24 protein-coding genes and 2 pseudogenes are annotated in these 25,875 nt (G+C 59.3%); 15 read left to right on the plus strand and 11 right to left on the minus strand.

Annotated features, from left to right (window positions below; all coding sequences use genetic code 11):
* Positions 1-19: 19 nt before the first annotated feature.
* The 4 genes from PQQ95_RS18665 to PQQ95_RS18680 all read left to right on the plus strand — a co-directional run bounded on the left by PQQ95_RS18665 (position 20) and on the right by PQQ95_RS18680 (position 3,929).
* Entirely contained in the window at positions 20-871 is an 852-nt protein-coding gene (locus tag PQQ95_RS18665; RefSeq protein WP_408439007.1) for an outer envelope protein, read from the plus strand.
* A 99-nt stretch (positions 872-970) separates the two neighbouring features.
* A complete protein-coding gene (locus PQQ95_RS18670) occupies positions 971-2,077 on the plus strand; it encodes an S-(hydroxymethyl)glutathione dehydrogenase/class III alcohol dehydrogenase (RefSeq protein ID WP_408439010.1) in 1,107 nt (368 codons plus the stop codon).
* Positions 2,078-2,208: 131 nt separating this feature from the next.
* A complete protein-coding gene (locus tag PQQ95_RS18675) occupies positions 2,209-3,564 on the plus strand; it encodes a nucleobase:cation symporter-2 family protein (protein WP_408439124.1) in 1,356 nt (451 codons plus the stop codon).
* Entirely contained in the window at positions 3,561-3,929 is a 369-nt protein-coding gene (locus PQQ95_RS18680) for a BON domain-containing protein (RefSeq protein WP_408439012.1), read from the plus strand. The genes PQQ95_RS18675 and PQQ95_RS18680 overlap by 4 nt, the downstream gene beginning before the upstream one ends.
* Before the next feature lie 302 nt (positions 3,930-4,231).
* Here the strand turns inward: PQQ95_RS18680 and PQQ95_RS18685 are convergent, their stop codons facing one another.
* The 8 genes from PQQ95_RS18685 to PQQ95_RS18720 all read right to left on the minus strand — a co-directional run bounded on the left by PQQ95_RS18685 (position 4,232) and on the right by PQQ95_RS18720 (position 13,636).
* A complete protein-coding gene (locus PQQ95_RS18685; protein WP_408439013.1) occupies positions 4,232-5,524 on the minus strand; it encodes an NAD(P)/FAD-dependent oxidoreductase in 1,293 nt (430 codons plus the stop codon).
* A 74-nt stretch (positions 5,525-5,598) separates the two neighbouring features.
* Positions 5,599-7,170 (minus strand): DUF3138 family protein, encoded by a 1,572-nt coding sequence (locus PQQ95_RS18690; RefSeq protein ID WP_408439016.1) that lies wholly within the window; start codon positions 7,168-7,170, stop codon positions 5,599-5,601.
* 40 nt (positions 7,171-7,210) lie between these two features.
* On the minus strand, positions 7,211-8,113 hold the full coding sequence (locus PQQ95_RS18695; RefSeq protein ID WP_408439019.1) for an ABC transporter permease subunit: 903 nt from the start codon (positions 8,111-8,113) through the stop codon (positions 7,211-7,213).
* Positions 8,110-9,087 (minus strand): ABC transporter permease subunit, encoded by a 978-nt coding sequence (locus PQQ95_RS18700; protein WP_408439022.1) that lies wholly within the window; start codon positions 9,085-9,087, stop codon positions 8,110-8,112. The genes PQQ95_RS18695 and PQQ95_RS18700 overlap by 4 nt, the downstream gene beginning before the upstream one ends.
* Positions 9,084-10,238: an ABC transporter ATP-binding protein gene (locus tag PQQ95_RS18705; RefSeq protein ID WP_408439025.1), complete on the minus strand. Its 1,155-nt coding sequence runs from the start codon at positions 10,236-10,238 to the stop codon at positions 9,084-9,086. Before PQQ95_RS18705 ends, PQQ95_RS18700 begins: the two co-directional genes overlap by 4 nt.
* A 190-nt stretch (positions 10,239-10,428) precedes the next feature.
* The gene (locus tag PQQ95_RS18710; RefSeq protein WP_408439028.1) at positions 10,429-11,550 is read right to left on the minus strand and encodes a polyamine ABC transporter substrate-binding protein; all 1,122 of its coding nucleotides are present in this window, start codon (positions 11,548-11,550) and stop codon (positions 10,429-10,431) included.
* A 111-nt stretch (positions 11,551-11,661) separates the two neighbouring features.
* Positions 11,662-12,996 (minus strand): glutamine synthetase family protein, encoded by a 1,335-nt coding sequence (locus PQQ95_RS18715; RefSeq protein WP_408439031.1) that lies wholly within the window; start codon positions 12,994-12,996, stop codon positions 11,662-11,664.
* Positions 12,997-13,432: 436 nt separating this feature from the next.
* Complete coding sequence (locus tag PQQ95_RS18720; protein ID WP_408439127.1) at positions 13,433-13,636, minus strand: hypothetical protein; 204 nt, start codon at positions 13,634-13,636, stop codon at positions 13,433-13,435.
* A 373-nt stretch (positions 13,637-14,009) separates the two neighbouring features.
* Between PQQ95_RS18720 and PQQ95_RS18725 the strand changes: the two are divergent.
* Together PQQ95_RS18725 and PQQ95_RS18730 are read left to right on the plus strand one after the other, a co-directional pair.
* Positions 14,010-14,184: pseudogene (locus tag PQQ95_RS18725) on the plus strand (cupin domain-containing protein); the annotation flags it as partial.
* 91 nt (positions 14,185-14,275) lie between these two features.
* Positions 14,276-14,428: pseudogene (locus tag PQQ95_RS18730) on the plus strand (aldehyde dehydrogenase family protein); the annotation flags it as partial.
* A 54-nt stretch (positions 14,429-14,482) separates the two neighbouring features.
* On the opposite strand, the gene PQQ95_RS18735 reads toward PQQ95_RS18730, so the two are convergent.
* The gene (locus PQQ95_RS18735; RefSeq protein ID WP_408439034.1) at positions 14,483-15,058 is read right to left on the minus strand and encodes a cupin domain-containing protein; all 576 of its coding nucleotides are present in this window, start codon (positions 15,056-15,058) and stop codon (positions 14,483-14,485) included.
* A 122-nt stretch (positions 15,059-15,180) separates the two neighbouring features.
* Between PQQ95_RS18735 and PQQ95_RS18740 the strand changes: the two genes are divergently transcribed.
* Together PQQ95_RS18740 and PQQ95_RS18745 are read left to right on the plus strand one after the other, a co-directional pair.
* Positions 15,181-15,960 (plus strand): aldolase, encoded by a 780-nt coding sequence (locus PQQ95_RS18740; protein WP_408439037.1) that lies wholly within the window; start codon positions 15,181-15,183, stop codon positions 15,958-15,960.
* A gap of 59 nt (positions 15,961-16,019) precedes the next feature.
* Entirely contained in the window at positions 16,020-16,268 is a 249-nt protein-coding gene (locus PQQ95_RS18745; protein WP_408439040.1) for a hypothetical protein, read from the plus strand.
* 176 nt (positions 16,269-16,444) lie between these two features.
* Here PQQ95_RS18745 and PQQ95_RS18750 read toward each other — a convergent pair whose 3' ends face one another.
* Positions 16,445-17,665, minus strand: a complete 1,221-nt coding sequence (locus PQQ95_RS18750; RefSeq protein ID WP_408439129.1) for a Zn-dependent hydrolase — start codon at positions 17,663-17,665, stop codon at positions 16,445-16,447.
* A gap of 214 nt (positions 17,666-17,879) precedes the next feature.
* Here PQQ95_RS18750 and PQQ95_RS18755 point away from each other — a divergent pair, with 214 nt between their 5' ends.
* From PQQ95_RS18755 to PQQ95_RS18785, 7 genes are all read left to right on the plus strand, one after another.
* On the plus strand, positions 17,880-18,806 hold the full coding sequence (locus PQQ95_RS18755; protein WP_408439043.1) for a LysR substrate-binding domain-containing protein: 927 nt from the start codon (positions 17,880-17,882) through the stop codon (positions 18,804-18,806).
* Positions 18,807-18,924: 118 nt separating this feature from the next.
* Entirely contained in the window at positions 18,925-19,698 is a 774-nt protein-coding gene (locus PQQ95_RS18760) for a response regulator transcription factor (RefSeq protein WP_408439046.1), read from the plus strand.
* 123 nt (positions 19,699-19,821) lie between these two features.
* Positions 19,822-20,355, plus strand: a complete 534-nt coding sequence (locus PQQ95_RS18765) for a VOC family protein (RefSeq protein ID WP_408439048.1) — start codon at positions 19,822-19,824, stop codon at positions 20,353-20,355.
* Positions 20,352-21,485: an alpha/beta hydrolase family protein gene (locus PQQ95_RS18770; RefSeq protein WP_408439051.1), complete on the plus strand. Its 1,134-nt coding sequence runs from the start codon at positions 20,352-20,354 to the stop codon at positions 21,483-21,485. The genes PQQ95_RS18765 and PQQ95_RS18770 overlap by 4 nt, the downstream gene beginning before the upstream one ends.
* A 16-nt stretch (positions 21,486-21,501) precedes the next feature.
* Positions 21,502-23,232: an FAD-dependent monooxygenase gene (locus PQQ95_RS18775; RefSeq protein WP_408439054.1), complete on the plus strand. Its 1,731-nt coding sequence runs from the start codon at positions 21,502-21,504 to the stop codon at positions 23,230-23,232.
* The gene (locus PQQ95_RS18780) at positions 23,219-23,425 is read left to right on the plus strand and encodes a DUF2783 domain-containing protein (protein WP_408439056.1); all 207 of its coding nucleotides are present in this window, start codon (positions 23,219-23,221) and stop codon (positions 23,423-23,425) included. The genes PQQ95_RS18775 and PQQ95_RS18780 overlap by 14 nt, the downstream gene beginning before the upstream one ends.
* Before the next feature lie 43 nt (positions 23,426-23,468).
* A complete protein-coding gene (locus PQQ95_RS18785; protein ID WP_408439132.1) occupies positions 23,469-24,797 on the plus strand; it encodes an MFS transporter in 1,329 nt (442 codons plus the stop codon).
* On the opposite strand, the gene PQQ95_RS18790 is transcribed toward PQQ95_RS18785, so the two are convergent.
* Positions 24,777-25,742 carry a PDR/VanB family oxidoreductase gene (locus tag PQQ95_RS18790; protein WP_408439059.1) on the minus strand — a complete coding sequence of 322 codons (966 nt, stop codon included), beginning with the start codon at positions 25,740-25,742 and terminating at the stop codon, positions 24,777-24,779. The genes PQQ95_RS18785 and PQQ95_RS18790 overlap by 21 nt on opposite strands.
* Positions 25,743-25,875: the final 133 nt, after the last annotated feature.

Genomic DNA, 25,875 nt, shown 5'->3' on the forward strand with positions numbered 1-25,875 from the left:
ACGCATCTGGAGGAGACACATGAATAGATATATCGGCGTCCTGGCCGCCGTGCTGGCGACGCTCGCGACTTCGCCTGCCCACGCATTCGACTGGAGCGACACATCGATTGGCTGGAGTTATGGTCCGGATTATCACGAACCTTCGCTCACCGACCACAACGGAAACGCCCAGGATATCGGCAAGAATACGATCACCTTTACGCATATCGACGGGTACACGTACGGCACGAATTTCTTTAACGTCGACATGCTGCTGTCGAATAGTGCCGATCCGGCCAACAATTCGAACAGCGGGGCGACTGAGTTCTATGCGATCTACCGCCACAATCTGAGCATGAACGCTGTGACCGGCTCACAGGCTTTCGCACTTGGGCCGCTCAAGGATCTCACGCTCGACGCCGGGTTCATTCTGGGCAGCAAGAACAACGCGTTTGCGTCACGAAAACGGGCGATCGTGGTGGGGCCGAATCTGGTTTTCAACGTTCCAGGGCATTTCGATGTCGCGCTGCTTTACTACAAGGAGAACAACAACAACGGCATCGCGGGCACCGAGGTCAATTTTCGCAGCACCTGGTCGATCGAATCGGCATGGGGCATCCCGTTTCATATCGGCAGTCTGCCTGCCAGCATGGAGGGATTTCTGGATGTCGTAGGTCCAAAAGGAAAAGATGGTTTCAATGCCGATACGAAGACCGAAGTATTGTTCCGCCCCAAACTGATGTTCGACATCGGCGCACTGGCCGGTCATAAAAATCTGGTTCGTGTGGGTTTCGGCTGGGAATACTGGATAAACAAATATGGAACTGACCATCGGAGCGTCAAAGGCGCGTTACAAAGTACGCCTTTCGTAACGGCGGATATCCACTTTTGACGATTCGACGACCAGGTGACTCGTGATGAAGCGGGCCGTCGCGGGACGCAGGCGCCGGGTTATGTTTGCAATTTAACTTCTACGTTGTGAGAAATATCGATGAAGACCAAAGCAGCAATCGCATGGAAAGCCGGCGCGCCGTTGACGATCGAAGAAGTGGATCTGGAAGGCCCGCGCGCGGGTGAAGTGCTGATCGAAGTGAAAGCGACAGGTATCTGCCACACCGACTACTACACGCTCTCGGGCGCCGATCCCGAAGGCATCTTTCCGGCGATTCTCGGCCACGAAGGCGCGGGCGTGATCGTCGATGTTGGTCCCGGCGTGGGCACGTTGAAGAAAGGCGATCACGTGATTCCGCTCTACACGCCGGAATGCCGCCAGTGCAAATTCTGTCTGTCGCGCAAGACCAATCTTTGCCAGGCGATCCGGTCGACACAAGGCAGGGGGCTGATGCCTGACGCGACGTCGCGGTTCTCGCTGGACGGCAAGCCGCTGTTTCACTACATGGGCACGTCCACGTTTTCGAACTACATCGTCGTGCCGGAAATCGCGGTGGCGAAGGTGCGCGAAGACGCGCCATTCGACAAGATCTGCTACATCGGTTGCGGCGTGACGACGGGCGTTGGCGCTGTCGTGTATTCGGCGAAAGTCGAGGCGGGGGCGAACGTGGTGGTGTTCGGTCTCGGCGGCATCGGCCTGAATGTGATCCAGGGTGCGAAGATGGTCGGCGCGGACAAGATCATTGGCGTCGATCTGAACCCGGGGCGCGTTGAGCTGGCGAAGAAATTCGGCATGACCCACTTCATCAACCCGAACGAGGTCGGGAACGTGGTCGACCACATCGTGCAACTCACCGATGGCGGCGCGGACTATTCGTTCGAATGTATCGGCAACACGAAGGTGATGCGTCAGGCGCTGGAGTGTACGCACAAGGGTTGGGGCCAGTCGTTCATCATCGGCGTGGCGGCAGCGGGCGAGGAGATCAGCACACGTCCGTTCCAGCTGGTGACGGGTCGCGAGTGGAAGGGTTCGGCATTCGGCGGGGCACGCGGCCGCACGGACGTGCCGAAGATCGTCGACTGGTACATGGAAGGCAAGATCAACATCGACGATCTGATCACGCACCACTTGCCGCTCGAACGCATCAACGAGGGCTTCGATCTGATGAAGAAGGGCGAGTCGATCCGCTCCGTCGTGCTGTACTAAGGGGCGCTCGATGCTTCTGTATCAAGTGTGAAAGTACCGCGGAGGCGCAACCTGCGCCTTTTGGCAATTAAAAATCCGCACGTCATGAACGAAGCGGCACTCAGGAGACGAAATTGCGCAACGCCACTGCCATGACGGACAGCACCGCTGTTGATCCCGTCGATCAGAAACTGCCGTTCGGCCAGTTGTTAGTGCTCGGTATCCAGCACGTACTCGTGATGTATGCGGGCGCTATCACTGTTCCATTGATTATCGGCGGAGCGCTTAAACTGTCGCCCGAGCAGATCGCCTTCCTGATCAATGCGGATCTCTTTGCCAGTGGCATTGCAACCTTGATCCAGACCGTCGGTATTTTCGGCTTCGGTATCCGTTTGCCGGTGATGATGGGCGTGACGTTTGCCGCCGTGGGTCCGATGATCGCGATTGCCACGACTCCGGGGCTTGGGATTCTGGACATTTTCGGCGCGGGCCTCGTGGCCGGCGCAATCGGAATGATCGTCGCGCCGTTTGTCAGCCGGTTGATCGCGTGGTTTCCTCCTGTGGTCACCGGCACGGTTATCACGGTGATCGGCGTGACGCTGATGGAAGTGGCGATTAACTGGGCGGGTGGCGGCGTCGGCAATCCCCATTTCGGCAATCCCGTTTATATCGGCGTGTCTTTTGCGGTGCTGGTGTTCATTATTGCCGTCATGCGTTTTGGCAGCGGTTTTATTGGCCGCATTGCGGTGCTGCTGGGTATTCTGTTTGGCTTCATCGTGGCTGCGCTACTCGGCAAAGTGTCGCTGACGGGCGTCGACTCGGCACCGTGGCTTGCAGTTGTGATGCCGTTTCATTTCGGCAGGCCACACTTTAATGTTTCCGCAATTGTCGCAATGACGATCGTGCTGCTCGTCACGTATATCGAGTCGACCGGCATGTTTCTGGCGGTAGGCGAGATGGTTGGCCGGCCGGTCGACAGCAGGGCGTTGACGCGAGGCTTACGCACTGACGGACTCGGAACGTTTATCGGCGCCGTGTTCAACACCTTTCCATACACGTCGTATTCGCAGAATGTCGGCCTCGTCGGGGTAACCGGCGTGCGCAGCCGATGGGTATGCGTGACGGGCGCGGTCATCCTGATCGTGCTGGGTCTGGTGCCGAAAATGGCCACCGTCGTGGCTGCCGTTCCGCAGTTTGTACTCGGGGGCGCCGGTATCGTGATGTTCGGCATGGTCGCCGCGACCGGCATCAAGATTCTGGCGGGTAACGATTTCGTGGGGAACCGCAACAATTTGTATGTGGTTGCCATCAGTCTTGGCGTCGGGCTCATTCCGATGGTGTCGAAGCAGTTCTTCAGTGCGCTGCCAGTCGAACTCGCGCCTCTTTTGCACAGCGGCATTTTGTTGGCTTCAGTGTCGGCTGTTGTCCTCAACATGATTTTCAACGGTGTCCGGACACCGCGGAATCGCAATGTCATTTCTACGGTGAGCAAAGGGGAGAATTCATGAAATCAGCAAAGCTTTTCAAGGCGCTTGGCGGCGTCGTGGCCGTGATGGTCGTTTGCACGCCCTATGCGCAGGCGAATGACACCTTAGCGAGCAGCGTAGCAGCCAACCCGGGCAGCAGTGCCAAGGCAGCCAGGGCGGCGGATAAACAGTTGGCACGTGCGGTGCGCGCGGCGCTTGCGAGCACGCGGGGCATCGACGTGTCGGGTATCGCGGTGCGGGCAAGCGGCGGGGCGGTGGTTCTTAAGGGTTCGGTTCCAGACGCGGCTCAGATCGACAAGGCGGGCGACGTCGCGAAGGGCGTGACGGGCGTGACTTCGGTAACAAACAAACTGGTGGGTGCACCCCATCAGGGGCAGGGTCGGTAGATCAGTGTGGCTTGACGTACGGATCCTGCAGGCGGTGAGTAGCACGACGATTGTCTATTCCTCGAAATCGTCGTGCCTCACACAGCTGCTCAAGACAGCCTGCCGAGCGATAACGTGTTCAAAACGCGTGGCGTATACCGGCATTGAGCACAACCTGACTTTGGCCGGCGAGGCCGTCTCCATAGAACGCCTCAAACCCGCTCGGACGGCGGAATGTTGAATTGGCATCAGACGTGTCACACTCGCCTCGTAACAGCAATCGTGGATCAAGGCGTCCATGAGGCGGCTACGACTGCCGGCCGTCAGAGCAGGTCCTTCATTCGATACCAGGCCATCGCAAGCACGAGGGCAGGGGTGCGCAGCGTAGCGCCGCCCGGAAAATCGCGGTGACGAATCTTGCCGAACAGATCGAAGCGCGACGCCTGGCCATCGATCGCTTCGGCGATCAGCTTGCCCGCGAGCCCGGTGGTGTTCACGCCGTGGCCGGAGAAGCCCTGCGCGAAATACACGGTAGGTGACAGTCGGCCGAAATGCGGCGCACGATTCATCGTAATGTCGACGAAGCCGCCCCACGCATAGTCGATTTTGACATCGTCCAGTTGCGGGAAAGTCTTCAGCATGTCGCGGCGCATCGCCTCGCCCAAGTTGCGCGGCGCGAATGTCGAGTAGCTGACCTTGCCGCCCCACAGCAGGCGGTTGTCCGGAGCAGGCCGGAAATAGTCCAGCACGAAGCGGCTGTCGCACACGGCGGCCCGCGCAGGCATCAATGCTTTGGCGCGCGCGGGGTCGAGCGGCTCGGTCGCGATCACGTAAGTCCCGACAGGCATGATCTTGCGTGCCAGAGACGGCGCGAGTTGGCCGAGATAGGTATTGCAGGCGAGCACGACGAATTGCGCATTCACCTTGCCGCGCGCGGTTTCGACCACGTGCCGACCGTTTTCCTGACGCAACGCGGTGACGCAACTGTCTTCGAAAATCTGTACGCCGGCGCCACGCGCGGCCCGTGCCAGGCCGAGTGTGTAGTTCAGTGGATGCAGATGGCCGCTATCCGGATCGAACAAGCCGCCCAGGTAGCGCTGCGATTGAACGTATTCGCTGATGCCACCAGCGTCGATATAACGGAAGCGGTCATAACCGAAGCGCTGTTGCGCTTCGTCGCGCCATTTCTGGAGCGCGTCCGTATCGCGCGGCTTGTTCGCCGCGGTCAGATAACCTAAGGTCAGATCACATTCGATCTGATGCTTCGCGATACGCTCCTTAACGATATCCAGCGTTTCGAGCCCCATGGCCCAGATGCGTTTCACCTCTTCGGCAGACATGTGCGAGGCGAAGGTATCGATATCGCAGGCAAAACCGCCGATCAACTGGCCACCATTGCGGCCGCTCGCGGCCCAGCCGACTTTCGATGCTTCGAGCACCGCGACCGAGTGACCGCGTTCGGCGAGGTTCAACGCAGTCGAGATACCGGTGAGTCCCGCGCCGATGACGCAAACGTCGACGCTAAGCGTTTCTTCGAGCGACGGATGGCGAGTGGTGTCGTTAGAGGTTGCAGCGTAGTACGAGGCGACGTGAGGCTGGTTTGAGAATGAGAGCATAGGCAGGGCATGCGTAAAAAGCCTGGACGCGCGGCCTTCGGTAACAGGCAGGCCGCGCGCGTGGGCGGTATGGATTAGAACGAGTAAATGACCTGCGTCGCGAGCAGATCGTTGGACTTGCCGTACGAACCGTCGTTCTTCAGGAACACCTGTTTGTTGGCCCAGTCGTGGCGGTATTCCACCTTGACCGTGATCTGCTGGGTCGGATAGAACAGCAGATCGAGCGCAACGTCCTGACGGGTGGCGCCCTTGCACTCGAAGCCATGGTTGGACGAGTTCGCAATGCAGTCCGCACCAACACCGAAGCCGTTAGCCGTATCCATCCCGTTCGAATTCAGCGCGATGCCACCGCCGCCGCCGCCGTTCTTGCTGTCGACCAGCAGGTCATAGCGTGCCGTCACGCCCACGCGGCCCACCACCGGCATGCTGAACTTGCGGTGCGCGAGCAGCGAGAGGCCATACCACTGCGCCTGGCCACCGTTGAACGCGCCGTTCTGCTGCTGGCCGTAGTCGAGTTCCGCATTGATCTGCGTATCCGCCAGCGTGTAGGCCAGATCGGCTTCGCTGAAGAAGAACGTGCCGAACGCGCTTGAGGCCTGGCCGCCTACACCGTACACCGGCACCGTGTTGCCGTTCTGATCGGTGGTCAGCGCGGAGGAGAGCGTCTGCCGGCCGATATTGAACGAGCCGCCGATGTCCAGCGCGCTGGACCACGTGTAGTCGACTCGCGCGGTGAAGGTCGGAATCTTGTTGCTGTTGGTGATCGGGTCGCCCAGCGCGTTGGTGCCGGTCTGCACCACTGAACCATACGTGCGGTACTGCTCGTTGCCCAGCATGAATTTCCATGCCCAGTTGCTGTTGTCACCCGTGTAGTTCACGCCGACACCGACATAGCTGCCCGGATCGGAGAAGTCATACAGCAGGTTGTGCGTGAGCGTGAGCATCTGGTTCGACTGCTGGACCTCGTAACCGCCGAAGCTCGACATCAAGCCGGCCACGAAGGTGGTCGTGGCCGTTACCGGCACGGTCACGACGGCCGTATTCAGGATGTTGTCGCCGATATCGCCGTGTTCGTTCTGCAGCAGCGTAATGCCGTTGCCGCGGTTCGGCATCAGGGTGATCTCGGCCGACGGCGCCATCGGGCCGACGCCGAAGGTCTTCTTGATGTCGAGGTACAGATCGCCGAACGTACTGTTGAAGTAGTTGTAGCTACTTTCGTGATTTGCGAACAGGAACGACGAGCTGCTCTGCGCGCGGTTATAGATGTACGTCGGATCGATATAGCCCGTTACCGAAAGGCCTGCAATCGGGCCGGTATTCTGCGCGTCCACCAGCGAATCGACCTTCAGCTGCTGGTTGGCGATCTGCTGCTTCATCGAGTCGACCTGATCGTTGGTCAGCGTTGCGCGCGCGTTGCCGTAGTCGGGCGACGAGACGTCTACTGGTGCTTCCGCTACGGCTGGCGCAGCCGCAGCGGGAGACGCGACTTTTGGCTTGGCTGCCGCTTCCGAGCGCAACTGCTTCACTTCTTTTTGCAGCGCGTTGAGCTGGGTCTGGAGCGCCTTGATCTGGTCGCTGGTGGCGTCTGCCATCGCAAAGCCTGGCAGACTCCCCGCCACCAGCAGACAGATGAGCTTCTTTTTCATGCAAATTTCTCCTTGTTGGTCGTATTGCAAAAAAGACTTCTTATGCGCGTGCTGTATCGAGTGACTTTCGGACAGTGGCGGGTTGTGGCGGGAGAGCGGATGCATCGGCGAGGGCGAACGCCATCTGCATGTCGCGCGTGCGTCTGCGTTCGCGCGCCTGCATCCAACGGTTGACGGCGACCACACCGATCGTCACGGCGCTGATAAAAATCGTTGCCAGTGCGTTCATCTCCGGATTCAGGCCGAGGCGTACACGCGAGAACACGACGAGTGGGAGCGTGGTGGAACCCGGCCCCGAGAGGAACGCAGACAACACGAGATCGTCGATGGACAGCGTGAACGACAGCAGCCAGCCCGACATCAGGGCCTGCGAGATCAGCGGCAGCGTGATCAGGAAAAACACTTTGAGTGGCGTTGCGCCGAGATCGAGCGCGGCTTCTTCGAGCGATTTATTGAGCTCCTTCACCCGCGACTGCACGATGATCGCCACGTACGACACGCACAGCATCACGTGACCGATCCAGATCGTGAAGAGGCCGCGGCCCTTCGGCCAGCCGAGCATCTGTTCGAGCGCGACGAACAGCAGCAGCAGCGAGATGCCCTGAATCACTTCAGGAATCACGAGCGGCGCGTTGATCATGCCGGTGAAAAGCGTGAAGCCGCGAAACCGGCCCATCCGCGCGAGTACGAAACCTGCCCAGGTCCCGATGATTACCGAGGCAAACGCGGTCATCAAACCGATCTTCAACGACAACCACGCAGCGGTCAGCAGTTCATCGTCCTGCAGCAATGCGCCATACCACTTCAGCGAAAAGCCGGACCACACCGTCACGAGCTTCGATTCGTTAAATGAAAACACGACGAGGCTAACGATCGGGATGTAGAGGAACAGGAAGCCGAACGTCAGCACGCTGGCAGAAAGGGTTTTATTCGGCTTGATCATTTCGCCTCCTCGAGTTCCTTGACCTGGTAGTACTGGAACACGGCCATCGGCACGAGCAGCAGCAACACCATGGCCACCGTCACAGCAGAGGCCATCGGCCAGTCCATATCGTTGAAGAATTCATCCCACATCACACGGCCGATCATCAGCGTGTCGGCGCCGCCGAGCAGTTCGGGAATCACGTACTCGCCCACCGCCGGAATGAACACCAGCAGACTGCCGGCGATGATGCCGTTCTTCGAAAGTGGCAACGTGATGCGCGTGAACGCGGTCCACGGTTTGCAGCCGAGGTCGTAGGCCGCTTCGAGCAGCGTCAGGTCCATCTTCACCAGATGGGCGTACAGCGGCATCACCATGAACGGCAGGTACGAATAGACCATGCCGATGTACACGCCAATATCGGAGTGATAGAGGCGCAACGGTGAATGGATCATGCCGATCGCCATGAGTGTGTGATTGAGCAGGCCGTCGTCTTTCAGGATGCCGATCCATGCGTAGACGCGGATCAGGAACGAGGTCCAGAACGGCAGCATCACGCCCATCATCAGCAGATCACGCTTCGTGGGCTCCGAGCGCGCGATGTAGTACGCGATCGGGTAGCCGAGCAGCAGACAGAAGAAGGTCGAGATCGCCGCCATCTTTAGCGAACTGATATAGGTGGCGATATACAGGTCATCCTGCAACAGGAAGGCGTAGTGACCCAGCTGCATGGAGAAATGCAGAACACTGTCTTTCACACTCAGCAACGCGGTATACGGCGGAATACTCAGGCGTAAATCGGCGAAGCTGATCTTCAGGACCAGCACGAACGGCAACGCGAAGAACAGGGTTAGAAAGATGAACGGCACGCCGATGACCGTCGTACGTCCAGAAGGAACGACTCGCGCGAACAGCGTGCGGATCGAATCGAATCTTGGCGCGGCAGCAGCGTGGTTGCCCGCCGCCGTGGAAGGAGTGGAGGCCGTTGCACTCATTGCGTCACCACCACGCCGCTAGCGGGCGACCAGTGGACGAACACGTCGTCGTTGTAAGCAGGCGCGCCTTCGCTCATCAGGTGCGAGCTGGAGAGATTCGACACGACCGTCTTGCCGCTCGGCAGGCGCACGTGATACAGCGAATAGCTGCCCATGTAGGCCACATCCGTGACTACGCCGTGCGCCCAGTTGTGCGGCGTGTCCGGCTTCTCGCGGGACACCTTCACGCGTTCGGGCCGAACCGAAATGCCCACTGGCATGCCGAGCGGCCCGGTAATGCCATGGCTCACGTAGATGCGCGATTCGAGCTCCTGGCTCTCGACGAAGATGTGGTCCGGTTCGTCCGCGACCACTATGCCTTCAAACATGTTGGTGGAACCGATGAACTCGGCCGAGAAGCGGCTATTCGGGAATTCATAGACCTGACCCGGAGAACCGATCTGCACAATGCGGCCCTCGCTCATGACCGCGAGGCGCCCGGCCATCGTCATGGCTTCTTCCTGATCGTGCGTCACCATCACGCAGGTCACGTCGACTTTGCCGATAATGTTGACCAGTTCAAGCTGGGTCTTCTGGCGCAGCTTTTTGTCGAGCGCCGACATCGGCTCGTCGAGCAGCAGCAGCTTGGGCCGCTTGACGAGCGCACGCGCCAGCGCCACACGTTGCTGCTGGCCGCCGGAGAGCTGATGCGGCTTGCGTTGTGCGTACTTGCTCATCTGCACGAGATTGAGCGCGTCGGCAACCCGTTCCCTGATTTCGTTCTTCGGCGTGCCTTCCTGCTTGAGGCCGAAGGCGATATTGGCCTCGACGCTCATGTGCGGGAACAGCGCGTACGACTGGAACATCATGTTGACCGGCCGCTTGTACGGCGGCATCGCGGCGAGGTCCTCGCCGTCGACGAAAATGCGCCCGGACGTCACCGTCTCAAGCCCGGCGAGCATGCGCAGAAGGGTGGATTTGCCGCAGCCGGAACTGCCGAGCAGCGCGAACAGTTCATTCTTCGCAATGTTCAGGCTGACGTTGTCGACAGCGGTGCTGTCGCCGAATTTCTTGACGACGTTTTCGATGCGAACGAAATTCGCCGAGGTCGCTGGTATTTTGATTGGGTTCGATGTCATAGGGACGGAACTGGATGAGGGTATGGACTTCATGGCGTGGCCATTCCTTGCAAATCTCAGGCGTGAGCGTTCCCCTACGAGGCACGGAACGTGACTCGCAAGGTGTGCTGCTATCGGGAAACATGAGCTTGCGCGGCGTACCGCGCAGGCTGACGTAGCGTTTTGTGTGCCTTGCTTCAGGCTGCGAGGAGACGAGGCACCGCTCGCCCACGGCTTCCTGTGCTTACATGCCGGTTTTCAATTGGGCCCAGAGGCGGTTCTGAAGGCGCATGATTGCCGCCGGCTGCGGACGCATCACAGTCATTTTCTTAAGCACCGGTTCCGGTAGGTACAGGCTCGAATCCTGCACGATCGCCGGCGTCACGAACTGGTTCGCGGCGCGGTTTGCTGTCGGATAGAACACCTCGTTGGTAATCGCTGCACTCGTCTTCGGGTCTTCGATGTAGTTGATCCACTTCATTGCCGCTTCCGGGTGCGGTGCATCTTTCGGGATCACCATCACGTCGAACCACAGCAGACCACCTTCGTTGGGGTTCGAGAACTTCACTTCATACGAACGCTTGGCTTCGGTGCTGCGCCGGCGTGCGATGCCGGCGTCGCCGGAGTAGGCGACTGCAACGCAGATGTCGTTGTTGGCGAGATCGTTGATATAGCCCGATGAATTGAACTGCGTGATGTACGGGCGAACCTTCTTCAGCACTTCGAAGGCGGCCTGATAGTCGGCCGGATTCGTGCTGTTGGGATCCTTATGCATGTACTGCAGAACGGCGGGGAACACGTCGGACGCGGAGTCGAGGAACGACACGCCGCAGCCTTTCAGCTTCGAGAGATTGGCTGCGTCGAATACCAGTGACCAGCTATCGATCGGCGCATTGGCGCCGAGCGCTTTCTGGATCGCCTGCACGTTGTACGCGACGCCGTCGGTGCCCCATGCCCATGGCACGCCGTACTGATTGCCCGGGTCGGCATCGGCGATCATCTTCATCAGCACCGGGTCGAGATTGGCGAGGTTCGGCATCCTGGATTTGTCGAGCTTCTGATAGACGCCCGCTTCGATCTGCCTTGCCATATAGGCGGAGGAAGGAACGACGATGTCATAGCCGGAACTGCCGGAGAGCAGCTTCGCCTGTAGCGTGTCGTCGCTATCGTAGCTGTCGTACTTCACGCGGATGCCGGTCTCTTTCTCAAAGTTCGGAATCGTGTCTTTGGCGATATAGTCCGACCAGTTGTACACATTCAGTTCCGTGTCGGCCGCAAGGGCCGGCGTTGCCGACAGCGCGGCGAGACCTGTAAAGGCGAGAAGTGCGGCCCCCGCGACCGCATGACGAAGGTGATAAACGCTCATGATATTTTCCTTGAAGGTAGAGTTCCGGCATCAGCGCGTGTCGTATCGCCCATACCGGAAAGAACTGCCGTTGCGAAAGATCGAGTGGTGTTTTTATTTGGACGTGTTGTGTTAGACGTGCAGCAGCAAATGGCGGCGTTCCCACGAGCTGATCACGCGGAAATACGCTTCGTATTCGGTTTCCTTCAGTGCGAGGTAGGCCTTGACGAATTTCTCGCCGAGAATCTCGGCCATCGGTTCGCACGCGCCCATCAGCGTCAGCCCCTCTTCCAGATTGCGCGGCAACTGGTAGGGCAATTCGTAACCGTCGCTGAGCAGCGGCTCGGTCGGTTCCAGGTTTTGCGTCATGCCGAGATAGCCTGCAGCCAGCGTCGCGGCGATCGCCAGATACGGATTGCAGTCCACACCCGGAATGCGGTTTTCGATGCGGCGCGCAGCCGGGCCCGAATGCGGAATCCGGAAGCCCACCGTGCGGTTGTCATACCCCCACGCCACGTTGATCGGCGCCGCCATGAAGCGCGACAGGCGGCGATACGAGTTGATGTACGGCGCGAAAATCGGCATCAGTGCCGGCGTGTATTTCTGCAGGCCCGCGATATAGCCGGTGAACAGCGACGTCGGCTTGCCGTCCGCACCGGTGAACAGGTTGTGGCCGGTTTCCTCGTCCACGAGGCTCTGGTGCATGTGCATCGCCGAGCCCGGTTCGCCTTCCATCGGCTTGGCCATGAAGGTCGCGTACATCTTGTGACGCAGTGCGGCCTCGCGCACCGTGCGCTTGAACAGGAACACGCTGTCGGCGAGTTTCAGCGGATCGCCGTGCATGAAGTTGATTTCCATCTGCGCGGCGCCGGTTTCGTGAATCAGCGTGTCGACTTCCAGTTCCTGCACTTCGCAGTATTCATAGATGTCTTCGAACAGCGGATCGAATTCGTTCACCGCTTCGATCGAGTACGCCTGACGGCCGGTCTCCGGACGGCCCGTACGGCCGATCGGCGGTTGCAGCGGCAGGTCCGGGTCCTTGTTCATGTCGACCAGATAGAACTCGAGCTCGGGCGCGATAACCGGCTTCCAGCCCTTGGCCTTGTAGAGTTCGAGCACGCGGCGCAGCACGCGGCGCGGCGAGATCGCGACGGGCGTGCCGTCGAAGTGAACGCAATCGTGGATCACCTGGGCGGTCGGGTCGACTGCCCACGGAATCATGCGGATGGTGCTGGCGTCGGGGACGCAGACCATGTCCGGATCGGTGACGCCGGTGAAACTGTCGTCTTCCGGATAGTCGCCTGTGACGGTCTGGATCATCACCGCCTGCGGTAGGCGCATGGACTCGCCCGATTCGAACTTGCTGCGCGGAATGATCTTGCCGCGTGCGATCCCGGCCATATCCGGAATGATCGCTTCGATCTCGGTAACGTGATGCTGCTTCAGGAATTCGTCGATGTCTTGCATGATTGTTTTCTCGATTCTTCTTTGTGCGGACTGACTCAAGCTTGTGTCGTGGCGGATGCAGCGTTCCAGCCGGGCTTGGCGCGCGTTCGATCACGGTGGGTATTACCGTGATCGGCATTGATACCGGTCACTTTTTCATTTCGCATAACTAATAGGCGTGTTTGTTCCTCGCGGGATACGGCGCGAACGGCACTAAATAGGCGCGACACGATTCCGCAGCCATGCGCAGAGCGCACAGCTACCAGAAAGAGGGCGAGGGTCGTCAGCGGACCGCGCCGCGCATGGCAATCAGGGAGGCAGTCCGGTTCGACCCGTTGCGCGGCGTGGTTGATGCAGAACGCGCAGACGACAGGCGACCACAAGCATGCAGAAGCGCGAATGTCATCAACGCGCGCTTACGCAAACAGGTGAACCGAACGGCGGAATGGGAGGGAGGCTAAGGCAGCAGGGAGGCAATTTCGTCGGTGCGCACCGCGACAAACGCGCGAGCGGAGACGGAATTGTGACGTCGGACAGAGCGGCGGGAAAGGGTCGTAATGACGGACAGAAAGCGGCGAAACGCAAGCCTGCCGTTGCCGTCGGCGATGGCACGGTCAGCGCGAAGACAACTCGCACGCTGACTACGTTCCCACCTGACCAAAGGACCTCGGACTCTCACGATTACACTCGACTAACGGTGTTGAAAGTATTGAATGCCTCCTTCGAAAAAACATACACGCTATGTTTAACGAAGCGAGGGATGGTTCATCGTCCGTGCCGTTGCAAACCGGGTTCGCAATGGGGGTAATGTCTCTTTTGATCTATGACATAGGCATGACGACAACCTGGAGAGCAGGATATACGAGCCAAGAAAACTGAGTCAATTCATTTTTTAATGGATTTGCCGAGACCGGTTTCCGGTGTCCGCGATGTCTCAACGCGAGCGGGCCAACGAGTGGGTGTTTTCCATAACACGATCTTGCCGATCGAGCAGAATCGCGGGAGTCCTTCGCCCGGGTCGCTGGAGAAATTGCTTACTGGATTCCGAGCATGAGGGCGGGGTGGTGGTCTGCGGTCAGCTCGAATTGACAGTGGGCGGCGCGACGTGGGTGCTCGACGCCTGCGGCAGCGACTACTTCAAAAGCCGTCTACCCCCATCGTTTTCGAAATCCCAGCGCAGAGTATCTCTGTGAGATCGCGTCGGCGAATTTGTGCCGTCCACGTTCCGAAGACTCCGCGTCAATTCGCCGAGACGCAGTTCCTTGCCGCTTGAAGTCCAGGTCGACGCGAAGGTCAGGTCGCGAGCGAGGAAATCTTCGCGCCGGTGTTGCCGAAGATTAAATTCGACATGGTTGAATAGACGATCAGGATCGCTAATGACATCGAATACGGCGCTGCCGCCGCCGTATGGACCTGGAATCTCACCACTGCGCATGACGTGTCGCGCAAGCTCGCGCCGCAGTGCGCTTTATAGGCACTGTCGCGTTCCCGCCAACCTGAATCTCGTTCAGCGCCGTTTGGCTTTCGACGGCGCTGCCGCGGGTTCGTCGCTTCCATCCGGAAGAATCACGATCAATACCTGAGCGGGCGATCCCTTCGTGCAGGTGATCTTGTGTGGAATCCCCGCATTGAAGTGTGCGCTATCACCCGCCTCCAGGATTTCCTCGCGCCGCGCGAGGCGTAACGTAATCGACCCGGACAACACGTACAGCAGTTCCTCACCCGAATGATGACTCATCGGATGCGCGCCGAGTCCTTTGTCGGTCGGATTCAATACGAACGCCATCATCTGGTGCCCGGCCGCAGTGCCCGACACGACGTGGGACGGCCCCGCATCCGCATCGCGCTGATCGGCGGCACGCTTGCGCACGATAGTGACCGGATCGGTAACCGGGTCATCGCCAAACAGTGTCTCGACCGGCACATGCAACGCGCGCGCCAGTTTGAGCGCGGCGCCGATCGACGGCATCGACACGCCCCGCTCGACTTTCGAGACATAGCTTCGCGTCAGGTCGCACGCCTGTGCCAGTTCTTCCAGCGTCAGTTGTGCTTGCACACGCAATATTTTTAATCTTGTGGACATCAGGACACTTGTGTCATATAGTTTGATTTGAGTCATGTGAGACTCAAAAAAATACCGCATACCAGCGGCGCAAGTATGCCACGCGGGATTTGAGAACGAACCCTTATACAAGGAGACAGGGCGTGAGTGACACGTTTGATCTGGACAAGGCCCGGTTGATGCAACGTTCGAACGAGCAGATGGACGTGCTCCTCGACGAGGGCAATTACACCCTTGAGCAGAAGCTGGCGCTGACGTGCCGGATTCTGTTCGACAATGGCCATGATTCGGGCCTTGCGGGGCAGATCACCGCCCGCGCGCAGGCACCGCACACCTATTTCACGCAGCGGCTGGGACTCGGCTACGACGAGATCCGGGCGGACAATCTGTTGCTGATCGACGAGGATCTCAACGTGTTGCGTGGAACGGGTATGGCGAATCCCGCTAACCGGTTCCATTCCTGGGTGTATCGCGCACGTCCCGATGTGCAATGCATCATCCATACACACGCGGTTCATACGGCTGCGCTCAGCATGCTCGAGGTTCCGCTGGATGTCTCGCACATGGATAACTGCGTGCTGTACGACGACGTGGCGTTCGCGCGTAATTGGCCAGGTGTGCCCGTGGGGAATGAAGAGGGCGAGTTCATCGCGCAGGCGCTGGGCGACAAGCATGCCTTGCTGCTTGCCCATCACGGCCTGCTGATCGCGGCGCGCAGCGTGGAGGAGGCCTGTGTGCTTGCGCTCGCGTTCGAGCGGACGGCGAGGATGCAATTGCTTGCCATGTCGGCGGGACAGATCCAACCCATCGACCCTGTACTGGGGCGCGAGGCGCGCGACTGGACCACGCGTGCAAAACGCAGTTCGGCTGCCTTCGCGTATTACGCGCGGCGCACGCTTCGCCATCACGCAGACTGTCTCTAAGCGCAAGCACGCACATCGGCCTGTATCCTGGTAGCGCAACGGTATTGCCGCATGCGATCATGTTTGGGCCTGAGGCCGCGTGGATCGCTGAACTGTTCCCCGCCCGGTTGCGTTACAGCGGTGCGTCGTTGGGATTTCAGTTAGGCGGGGCATTGAGCGGTGGTTTCGTGCCGCTGGCCGCTGCGTCGCTGTTGACAGCAATGGGTGGCCGCACCTGGGGTGTATCCGCGCTGTTGATCGGGATCACGCTGTGTACGCTGTGGGCGGCACTCGCCGCACCGGAGACAGCCGGGAAGGAGGTTGACTGAGCTCCACTGGCTATGAGCGTGGCGCCGGCCGTGACGTTGCCAGCCGGCATCTTTTCGCTCACCGATCGCGGTACGATCTTCGATTCCGCGACGCTCACGGTGATTCTCGGTGACAAAAGGCAGCGCAACCTATCCTGACACCCACGCCTAGCGTAGATCAGGGGATAGGTTGCAGCTTACATTGCCTCGCCCAGAAGCACGTTTGCCAACACCGATGCGCCTTGCGCCAGATGTACGGGATCCGCATCTTCCAACTCGTTGTGACTGAGTCCGGCTTTGCAGGGCACAAAAATCATGGCGGTGGGTGAGACATACGACAGATTCACCGCATCGTGACCTGCTCCGCTGCAAATATCCATCGAGGGATAACCCAGCGATGACGTCGCGCCTCGTACGCGTTCAACACACTGAACGTCGAAGGCGACAGGTTCATATGCCGCGACCGTTTGCACGTCGACACTAGCGCCGTAGGTTGCAGCCTGTTGGGAACAGATCGTTTCAATGTCGGCCACGAGCTTTTGGAGCTTAGGTTGTTGCGGGTGCCGTATGTCGATGCTGAAGATGACTTTCCCGGGGATAGTGCTTGGCGAATTCGGGTGACAATCGATGTGTCCTACCGTCACGCGCGCATCGGGATCAAATCGGCGGCCGAGGTCAAGGATAGACGCAATAATATGGGCGGCGGCTTCCAATGCATCCTTGCGCAAACTCATGGGTGTCGTGCCAGCGTGAGATTCAAATCCGACGACGGTCACGTCCAACTCGTAGATGCCTTGAGCGCCCGTTACGATGCCGATCGGAAGAGCGGCATTTTCCAGTATCGGTCCTTGCTCGATATGCGCCTCGAAATAGGCTTTCGGCCGGGTATATGGCGCAGTGCCGGCGAATCCGGTACGTTGCAGTTCATCTCCGAGCAGTACGCCGGTTTGCATGCAAGGTCGTGCGCGCGCGACGTCAATGTCGAGTTTCCCGCTGTACACGGCGGATCCCATCATGCCGGGCGTAAAGCGTGAACCTTCTTCGTTAGTCCAGGCAACCACTTCAATGGGATGCCGGGTGCTGACGTCAAGTTCGTTCAAAGTCCGAATCACTTCGAGACCCGCCAACACACCGTACACGCCGTCAAAACGCCCGCCTGCGGGTTGCGTGTCGAGGTGACTCCCACACATCATGGCCGGCGCGTTCTTCTGCGTGCCGTTCCTGCGCGCAAAAATATTGCCGATGGGGTCGATGCGAAGCTCGCATCCGGCTTCTTCACACCATTGCATAAAGAGGCGCCGGGCCTGTACATCCTCGTCGGTCAGCGCAAGGCGGCAGTTGCCGCCTTTAGCTGTTGCCCCGATCGTCGCCATGTCCATTAATGAACGCCAGAGTCTGTCCTGATTCACGCTGATCATGCGAGTCACTTCCGTCAGTTTGAAAAGTTGATTGCGCCTGTGAAATTGCTGCTGCCGGGAGCCGGGCCCAAGAGGTTTCGAGAGAACCTGAATCGGCTGTGCGAATCCTGGCGGCTGCGAATGGCTATGGAGACAAGCGTATATACTGAAGTCGATAAACAAAAGACAAAAAATATTTGATTCCGATAACTTTTGGTTTTCATCTTCCGTGGCCATGAAACTCAACCAGCTCAACGCGTTCCTGGCGGTGACCGAGCATGCGACGATTCGCGGGGCGGCGCGTGCATTGGGCGTGACGCAGCCGGCCGTCACCAAAGTCATGCGCGAACTCGAACTCGATTTTGGTGTTCCACTGATCACGCGAAGCGTGAAGGGCATTGAACTGACGGAGTACGGCAGGGCGTTCGAAGTCCGCGCCCGGCTGTTAGTGGCAGAGATGCGCCGCACACGCGACGAGATGGAGCAGATCAAGCGCGGCACGACCGGATCGGTATCAATATCGGTGAGCCCCACCGTGGCATTCACGATTCTGCCGGCGGCTTTTGATGCATTTACGCGCAGCCTGCCCGACGCCACGGTCAGTTTCAGCGAGGGGAGCAATACGTTCGGCTTCGCGAAACTGCGTGACGGTACGCTCGATTTCATCGTTACCCATCTGCTGGAAGAACCCGACGAAACCAGCGGCGAGTTCACGTGCATCCCCCTTTTTCGTACCGTCTTCGTGGTCGGCGCGAGGAGCAGGCATCCACGGGTCCGTGCCCGCTCGCTGCGAGAGATCCACGATGAACAATGGTGCATGCCGTTGTATGGCGTCGGTGGAGACGATCTGACGCGTTCGATTTTTCAGCCGAATGGCATGACGAGACCTAAACGTATCGTTCGATGTCCGTCCTTCTCGGTGGCGCTCGGACTCGTTGCTCACACCAATGTTCTGAGCGTGTTTGCCCGGCCGCTTGTCGACATCGAATTCAAGCGGCACGGCATCAAGGCGCTGACATTGCAGGAACCGCTACCTGAACTCACCGTTGCGATCATTGTCCGGCGCGGCGCACGTCTCACGCCTGCCGCTCTGCATTTTATCGACTGCCTGACGGATGCTTCGGCGAAGTTCGAGGCGGAGCAGCACGCTTTGCTGCGGTAGGTTTTCAACAAATTCGACGCCCTCCCGGCGCGAAACCCGGAATTTCCCCGTTGCCGCTCGCGGTGTTCAGGAACTCAGCTGCCACAATGGCCGGCGTTTTTGGAATAAGCTACGAACTATGCAGAGCGATCAGTCCATTACCGCGGTCAGTGCGATGGTATTTGCCGACAGTCTTCGTGCGGCTGGGACAGATGCGTTTTCTGCGGCCGTGCTCACGGCGCTGAACACCTTCGTTGCGGTGGACCACTGCACGCTGGTGAGCGTGTTCGGTCAAAAAGCGACGATGGCAGGCGCTGCCAGTCTCAATTCGAAACCGGATGCGCTCAGACTGACCGAAGCCTATGTCGGCGGATATTTCCTGCAGGATCCCTTGGTGCGGGCGGAAATCTCGGCGGCCGGGGTGCGTCGCGATGGCCCGGCCGTTCGATCGGTCAAAATCGACGAAGCGTCGAATGCGGAATACTTCGAACGCTTTTTCAGAAAGCCGTCGATTTCAGACAAGCTTTCCGTGGTCGTGCCTGGTACGGATGCTATCTCGTTCCTCAACCTGTACAAGTCGACGCAGAGAGGGCGTTTCGACGCTCGCGAGAAGGCGGCGATTTCATCGATTGGCGATTTTCTTGCGGCGCTGACCGACGCTCATGGGCGATTGTCGGCGGCACAGTCCGTGTCGGCGGTGCCCCCTGAATTGTTGCGGCGCTGGCAGACGCTTCTGTCCGACCGCGAGAAGTCCGTAGCACGGCTACTGGGGCGTGGTGAGACGGCCAAAACCGCTGCTGCGATGCTGGACTTGTCGCCGACGAGCGTGATCACCTACAAGAAGCGTGCGTTTGCCAAGTTAGGCATCGCAAGGCAAAGCGAACTCGTCGCACTGGTCACCTTACTAGGGTAAGCACCGACGCCGTAAAGGACCTTTGTCCTCTCACATGAGGACAGACAGCCAGGTTCCAGGTTTCTAGACTACCTCTCCATACAGCCGCGCCCCGTCGTCGGGCCGGTGCCTTTGGAGACAGTCATGCCCATTCCCCTTTCAGGCGTTGTTCGAAGCCTGCATCATTTCGCGTGGCGCTGCCGCGACGCCGAGCAAACACGACATTTCTACGAAGACATCCTCGGCATGCCGCTCGTGCACCTGGTTCGCAACGACCACGTGCCGAGTACCGGGGAATACTGCCCGTACGTGCATATCTTCTTCGAAATGGCGGACGGCTCGTACATCGCGTTCTTCGACCTGGGCGACGATACCGCCGCTGAGCCTTCGCCCAATACGCCTGCATGGGTCAATCACATCGCATTGCGCGTCGATTCGCCGGAGCAGTTGCGGCAGATGAAGACGCATTTGCAGGAGCAAGGTGTGGAGGTGCTCGGTGTGACCGATCACCACATCATCGAATCGCTTTACTTCTTCGACCCCAACGGCATCCGCCTCGAATTGACGACACCTACGGTCAGTCAGGCCGTCATGCAGGAACATGCAATACAAGCGCACGCGTTACTTCACGAATGGAACCGCGAGAAGCATTCAGCCCGTGGAGGCGCCATCCAATGAGCACCTCGGATCTCAAACTTGTCACCATCGACGTCCGACCGGGCGCCACGATGGAAAGCCAATCCGGTTTGCAGAATCTGCGACCCCGCATCTATGGCGCGATGGCGACGCCGGCGGCCGACAACCGGAATGTCGCCGCGATTGTGATGCATCCCACCAGCAATTTCATGGGGCACTACCTGCTGCAGCCATTGGCCGAGCGCGGTATCGCCTGTCTCGGACTCAATTCGCGTTACGCCGGCAACGATGCCATGCTGCTCATGGAGCAGGTCATTCAGGATCTTGGGGCGGGCGTATCCTGGTTGCGCGAGCAGGGTTACCGGAAGATCGTGCTGATCGGCAATTCGGGTGGAGCGGCGCTCTGCAGTTTCTACCAGGCACAGGCAGAAGGTCTCACGGCGCTTCAGTTCCCCGATGGCACCCCCACGCATCTCGTGCGGCAAGACCTTCCTCCGGCGGACGCGATCATGCTGTCCGCCGCGCATGCCGGCCGCGCGCGTCTGATTGCGCAATGGCTGGATCCTTCGGTCGTCGATGAAAGTGATCCGCTCGCGACTGATCCGCAGTGGGATCTCTATCGCGGCGTCGCTGCCCCGTTTTCAGAAGCGTTTCTGGCATCGTTCCGCGCGGCGCAGCTCGCGCGGCGTGATCGCATCGAGCAATGGGTGCTTGCGCGCCTGCGGATGTTGCGCGCCACGGAAAACGGACCGCAGGACCAAACCTTCCTTGTCTATCGCACGCATTCCGACCCGCGCTTTCTTGATCTGTCGCTCGACGCCAACGATCGCGCTCCCGGTTCCATCTGGGGCGATGCCCGCACTGTGAACTACGCCGCCAATGCAATGGGGCGCTTCAACACATTGCGCTCGTGGCTGTCGCAATGGTCGTCAATGTCTCAGGCGGACGGCCCGAGCAATCTCGCCAGGACAAGCGTGCCTGTGCTTCTCATGACCCATACCGCGGACGGATCGACGTTTCCCAGCACGGCCAAAGCGTGGCGCAATGCAGCGGGGGAACGGCTCACGGAGGTCGCTGTGAGGGGTGGCAATCATTATCTGGCCGGTCAGCCCGAACTCGTGCAGTTCACTGCCGACAAGTTTGAGGAATGGCTTGGTAGAAGCCTGCGCTGAGCATTGGGAGATTGACATGGAGTCTATTGGACCTTTCCGCTATGAAAGGCACATTCCTTTGTTGCCGGCGCTGGATGCCGGTCGCGACGTGAAGAAACATCAGGTCGCCATTTGCGGCGGCGGCCCGGTGGGGTTGGCGACAGCCCTGGGTCTCGCCCGCTATGGCGTGCCGTCCGTGGTGATCGAAGCAGACGACACGGTTTGCATGGGGAGCCGCGCTGCGTGCATTTCGCGTCGCAGCCTGCAGATACTGGAGCGCCTTGGCGTGCTCGACGCCGTGATGAGCAAGGGGCTTGCATGGACGTCCGGCCGTAGCTTCTACCGCCAGACGGAAGTCTTTCGCTTCGACATGCCGCACGACGACACCCAGAAACTGCCGCCGATGGTCAATCTGCAGCAGTACTACATCGAGCAGTTTCTGGTCGACGAAATCAGGGCGAACTACGCAGACCTCATCGACATCCGCTGGGGCAGCGCGGTCACCGGGATGACGACGGCCGCCCACGGTGTGACGTTACAGGTGGAAAACAGTGCGGGTGCGTACGAACTCGACGCGGCGTGGCTTGTTGCCTGCGATGGCGGACAAAGTTTTGTCCGCAAGCGTCTGGGTTTGCCGCTCGCCGGCGCCGCTTACGAAGGTAAATATGTGATTGTCGATATTGAACTGCGCAGCGCCGATCCGGCGGAGCGGCGCGCGTGGTTCGATCCGCCCTCCAATCCGGGCTGGACAATGCTGCTGCACAAACAGCCCGACGACCTTTGGCGCATCGACTATCAGGTGCCCGACGACACCGACATTGACAGCGCGATCACGCCGGAGGCCGTCACGCCATACGTGCAGCGGCAACTGGAGCTGATCGGGCAAGCGCATCTTCCGTGGAAGCTTGTGTGGACGAGCGCTTACAGGGCAGGCGCGATGTCGCTCGAAAAATATCGGCACGGCCGCATTCTGTTCGCGGGGAATGCCGCGCATGCGATGCCGATCTTCGGCGTGCGAGGCCTCAACTCCGGCTTCGACGACGCGGACAATCTGGCGTGGAAACTGGCTGCGGTAGTGCAGGGGTGGGGCGGGGACGCGCTGCTGGACAGCTATTCCGTCGAGCGGGTGCACGCCTTTCATGTCAACGCGGAGAGTGCGAGGCGCAGCACGGAATTCATGGCGCCCCCGTCGAGGGGCTACTCGTTGATGCGCGAAGCAGCGCTGTCGCTGGCGGAAAAGCACCGTGACATCGCGAAGCTCGTCAATCCGCGTCAGACGAGCGCAATTGACTACGCGGATTCGCCGCTGTCCAGCGGAACAGGTTTGACGAACGCGCCGCGCGTGGGTCAGGTGATTCCCGATGTACCGGTGTCCGGCAGCTGTGGCGAGAGGTTTTTGTCCGATGCGTTGGGACAGCATTTCACGGTGCTCGCCTTTGGGCACGGCCACGACGATCTGTCGGTGCTTGCTGACACGGAATCGTCGCCTGTCAGCGTTGTGCAGGTGCTGTTTGACGACCAGGCGAAGGGCGATGCGTCGCAGCCCGCATGGCACTGCGCAAACACGCTGATCGATCGCGTCGGCACGCTTGCATCCAGGTTCGGTGCAGTTGACGCCGATGTATGGCTTGTCCGTCCCGATGGCCATCTTGGTGCCGCGTGGAACCGGCCGTCGCTCGCAACGGTGCGCGCAGCCTTGCGGAAGGCAAGTGGCCGTGCGGCTGATTTTCACCAGACTGTTTCGGAGGACCACCATGTCGACGCTTGAGGACGACCAGCGAGATCTGCTCTATTCGGCTTGCAGCGAGGCAATCAGTGCCGTTGGACGCGAGCGCGAAAGTTTGATGCTGGCACGGCTCGCGTTGTTGCTCATGGAGAAGGTGGGTGACGCCGAGGTATGCCTGCAGGCCATCCGGGAAGCTGGCGAATCGGTGCCGGAGCCGAGTTTGTCGAAACACTAAAGAGACCTCTTGGAGGCGCTTGTATATCGAGCGAGGAGACAACATGCAATTACTGCCGAATCACGCCGCGTCTGACGCGAGCAAAAGACTTTACCGAAAGGTGACCCTGCGTATCGTGCCATATCTATTCGTCGCGTATGTCGTTGCGTTTCTTGACCGCATCAATATTGGCTTCGCCCAGCTTCAGATGAAGGGCGACCTTGGCTTCAGCGATGCGGTGTATGGACTGGGCGCCGGCGTCTTCTTTCTTGGTTACTTTCTTCTTGAAGTTCCCAGTAATCTGATGCTGCTGCGTATCGGCGCGCGACGGACCTTTGTGCGGATCATGGTTTGCTGGGGCGCGGTTTCAGCGTGCATGGCGTTTGTGACCACACCGTCGATGCTCTACCTCCTGCGCTTCCTGCTGGGCGCTTTTGAAGCAGGCTTTTTCCCGGGCATCATTCTTTACCTGACATTCTGGTTTCCGGCTGCCCGCCGGGCAGCCGTTACGTCCTGGTTGTTTGTTGCTGTGGCCGTTGCCGGCGTACTGGGCGGCATCGTCTCCGGGACCATCATGCAATACACGAACGGTATGCACGGACTTGCCGGTTGGCAATGGCTGTTCATTATCGAAGGCCTTCCCGCTATCGTGCTCGGTGCGTTGGCGCTTTGGATGCTGCAGGACTCCCCTCAGGCAGCGTCCTGGCTGAGCGTGGAAGAGAAGCAATACCTGTTGCGCGAACTGGAAGCGGACTACGAAGCAAAGCGCGACGTGGCGTCAGGGTCTTTCCTCGAAGCGCTGCGTAACCCGCGTGTGTATTTGCTTGCAGCGATCTACTTCACGTTGACCTGCGGCACGATGGCCATCAGTTTCTGGCTCCCGGCATTGATAAAGGGGGCGGGCGTAACAGATGTATTGCACGTCGGCCTCTATAGTGCGATTCCCTACGGCCTCGGCGCGCTTGGGATCGTATTTATTTCGCGCCACTCGGATCTGCACAGGGAGCGGCGCGGGCACTACGCGCTGTGCGCGATTGGCGGAGGGGCCGCGTTGTCGGTTCTCGCGCTGTACACCGGCAGTTTGCCGTCGGTGATTTGTCTGCTGAGCGTGGCGGTTGTCTTGACGTTTTCCGCGTTGCCGATTTTCTGGTCAATTCCGCAGGATTATCTGTCCGGCACGGGAGCGGCCGGCGGTATTGCGCTCATCAGCAGTCTTGGACAACTGGGAAGCTTCTTCAGTCCGGCGATGATCGGCTGGATGAAGACCGCGACGGGGAAGCTGGACAACGGCTTGCATCTGCTGGCGCTTCTACTGATTCTCGGCGGAGTAGTCATGTATTTTTCATTGGGCGGCATCCGCAAGGCAGTCACGTCACATATCCAGCACCAGTAGCCGGCTCTTCGCTCGCGAGCAGCAGGGCAAGAATCGATCATTCTTCGCTTGTTCCTCGGCCGAGAGATAATAATCGCGGTGCTCGGGTTCGCCCTCCAGAACGCGGGTCAAACAGGTGCCGCATACACCCTGTTCGCAAGAAGTGGGGATTGCGACTCCGTGGGAAGCGAGTACATCGACCACGGATTTATCAGGCGGTATGGCATAGGTCATGCCGGTACTCGCAAGCTTGACTTCAAATTCCATGCCCACATTGGACGCCTGAGCCCCGGCAGAGAAATATTCAAAATGTACCGACTCGTCTGCCCATCCCAGGCGCGTTGCCGTGTTCCGGACGAAGGTCAGAAATCCGCCAGGTCCGCACATGTACAGGTTCGCGTTGCCATTGAATCTTTCCAGCAAAGCGGGGATGTCCAGATGCTGCGAGGTGGGCCCGTCGTCATGGTGAAACGTCACCCTGGAGGCGAAGGGCGACTGGGCGAGCCGATCGTAGAATGCCGTTCGATCTCTGCTGCGAGTCAGGTAGTGCATGTCGAACTCAGCCCCGATCTGATTCAGGTGCTCCGCCATACATAGAATGGGCGTGACGCCGATGCCGCCGGCCAGCAGCAGGCTGGGTTGCGTTTCCCGTACTAGCGGAAAGCAATTCCTCGGCGTGCTGATCTGTATTTCCTGCCCTTCGTGGACGTCATCGTGCATGGCGCGCGAACCGCCTCTGCTATCGGGATCACGCAATACCGCTATCTGATAGCGGTGGCGCTCAGCCGGATTGCCACACAATGAATATTGTCGAATGAGCCCTGGCGAGATATGCACGTCGATATGAGCGCCGGCTGAAAAAGGCGGCAGGAGGTCACCTTTCGGATCGATCAATTCGAACGTGTAGATGCCGGTTGCTTCGATTGATTTTCTTGCGATTCGAACTGTCTGCAAATCGTGGTGCATGTTTGTCTACTTCCGTTTTTCTTTCGCACGGGCGCAAGTGACCGATGCTGCGCATGGATCATCGAGCGGTCTTCCTCAAATGCGGTCAGGTACGTTGGTGAACCTTGAGACGCCTGCTGCTGACGGGGCGGAA

It is taken from the genome of Paraburkholderia caffeinilytica (assembly GCF_046030355.1).
Taxonomy (GTDB): Bacteria; Pseudomonadota; Gammaproteobacteria; order Burkholderiales; family Burkholderiaceae; genus Paraburkholderia; species Paraburkholderia caffeinilytica_B.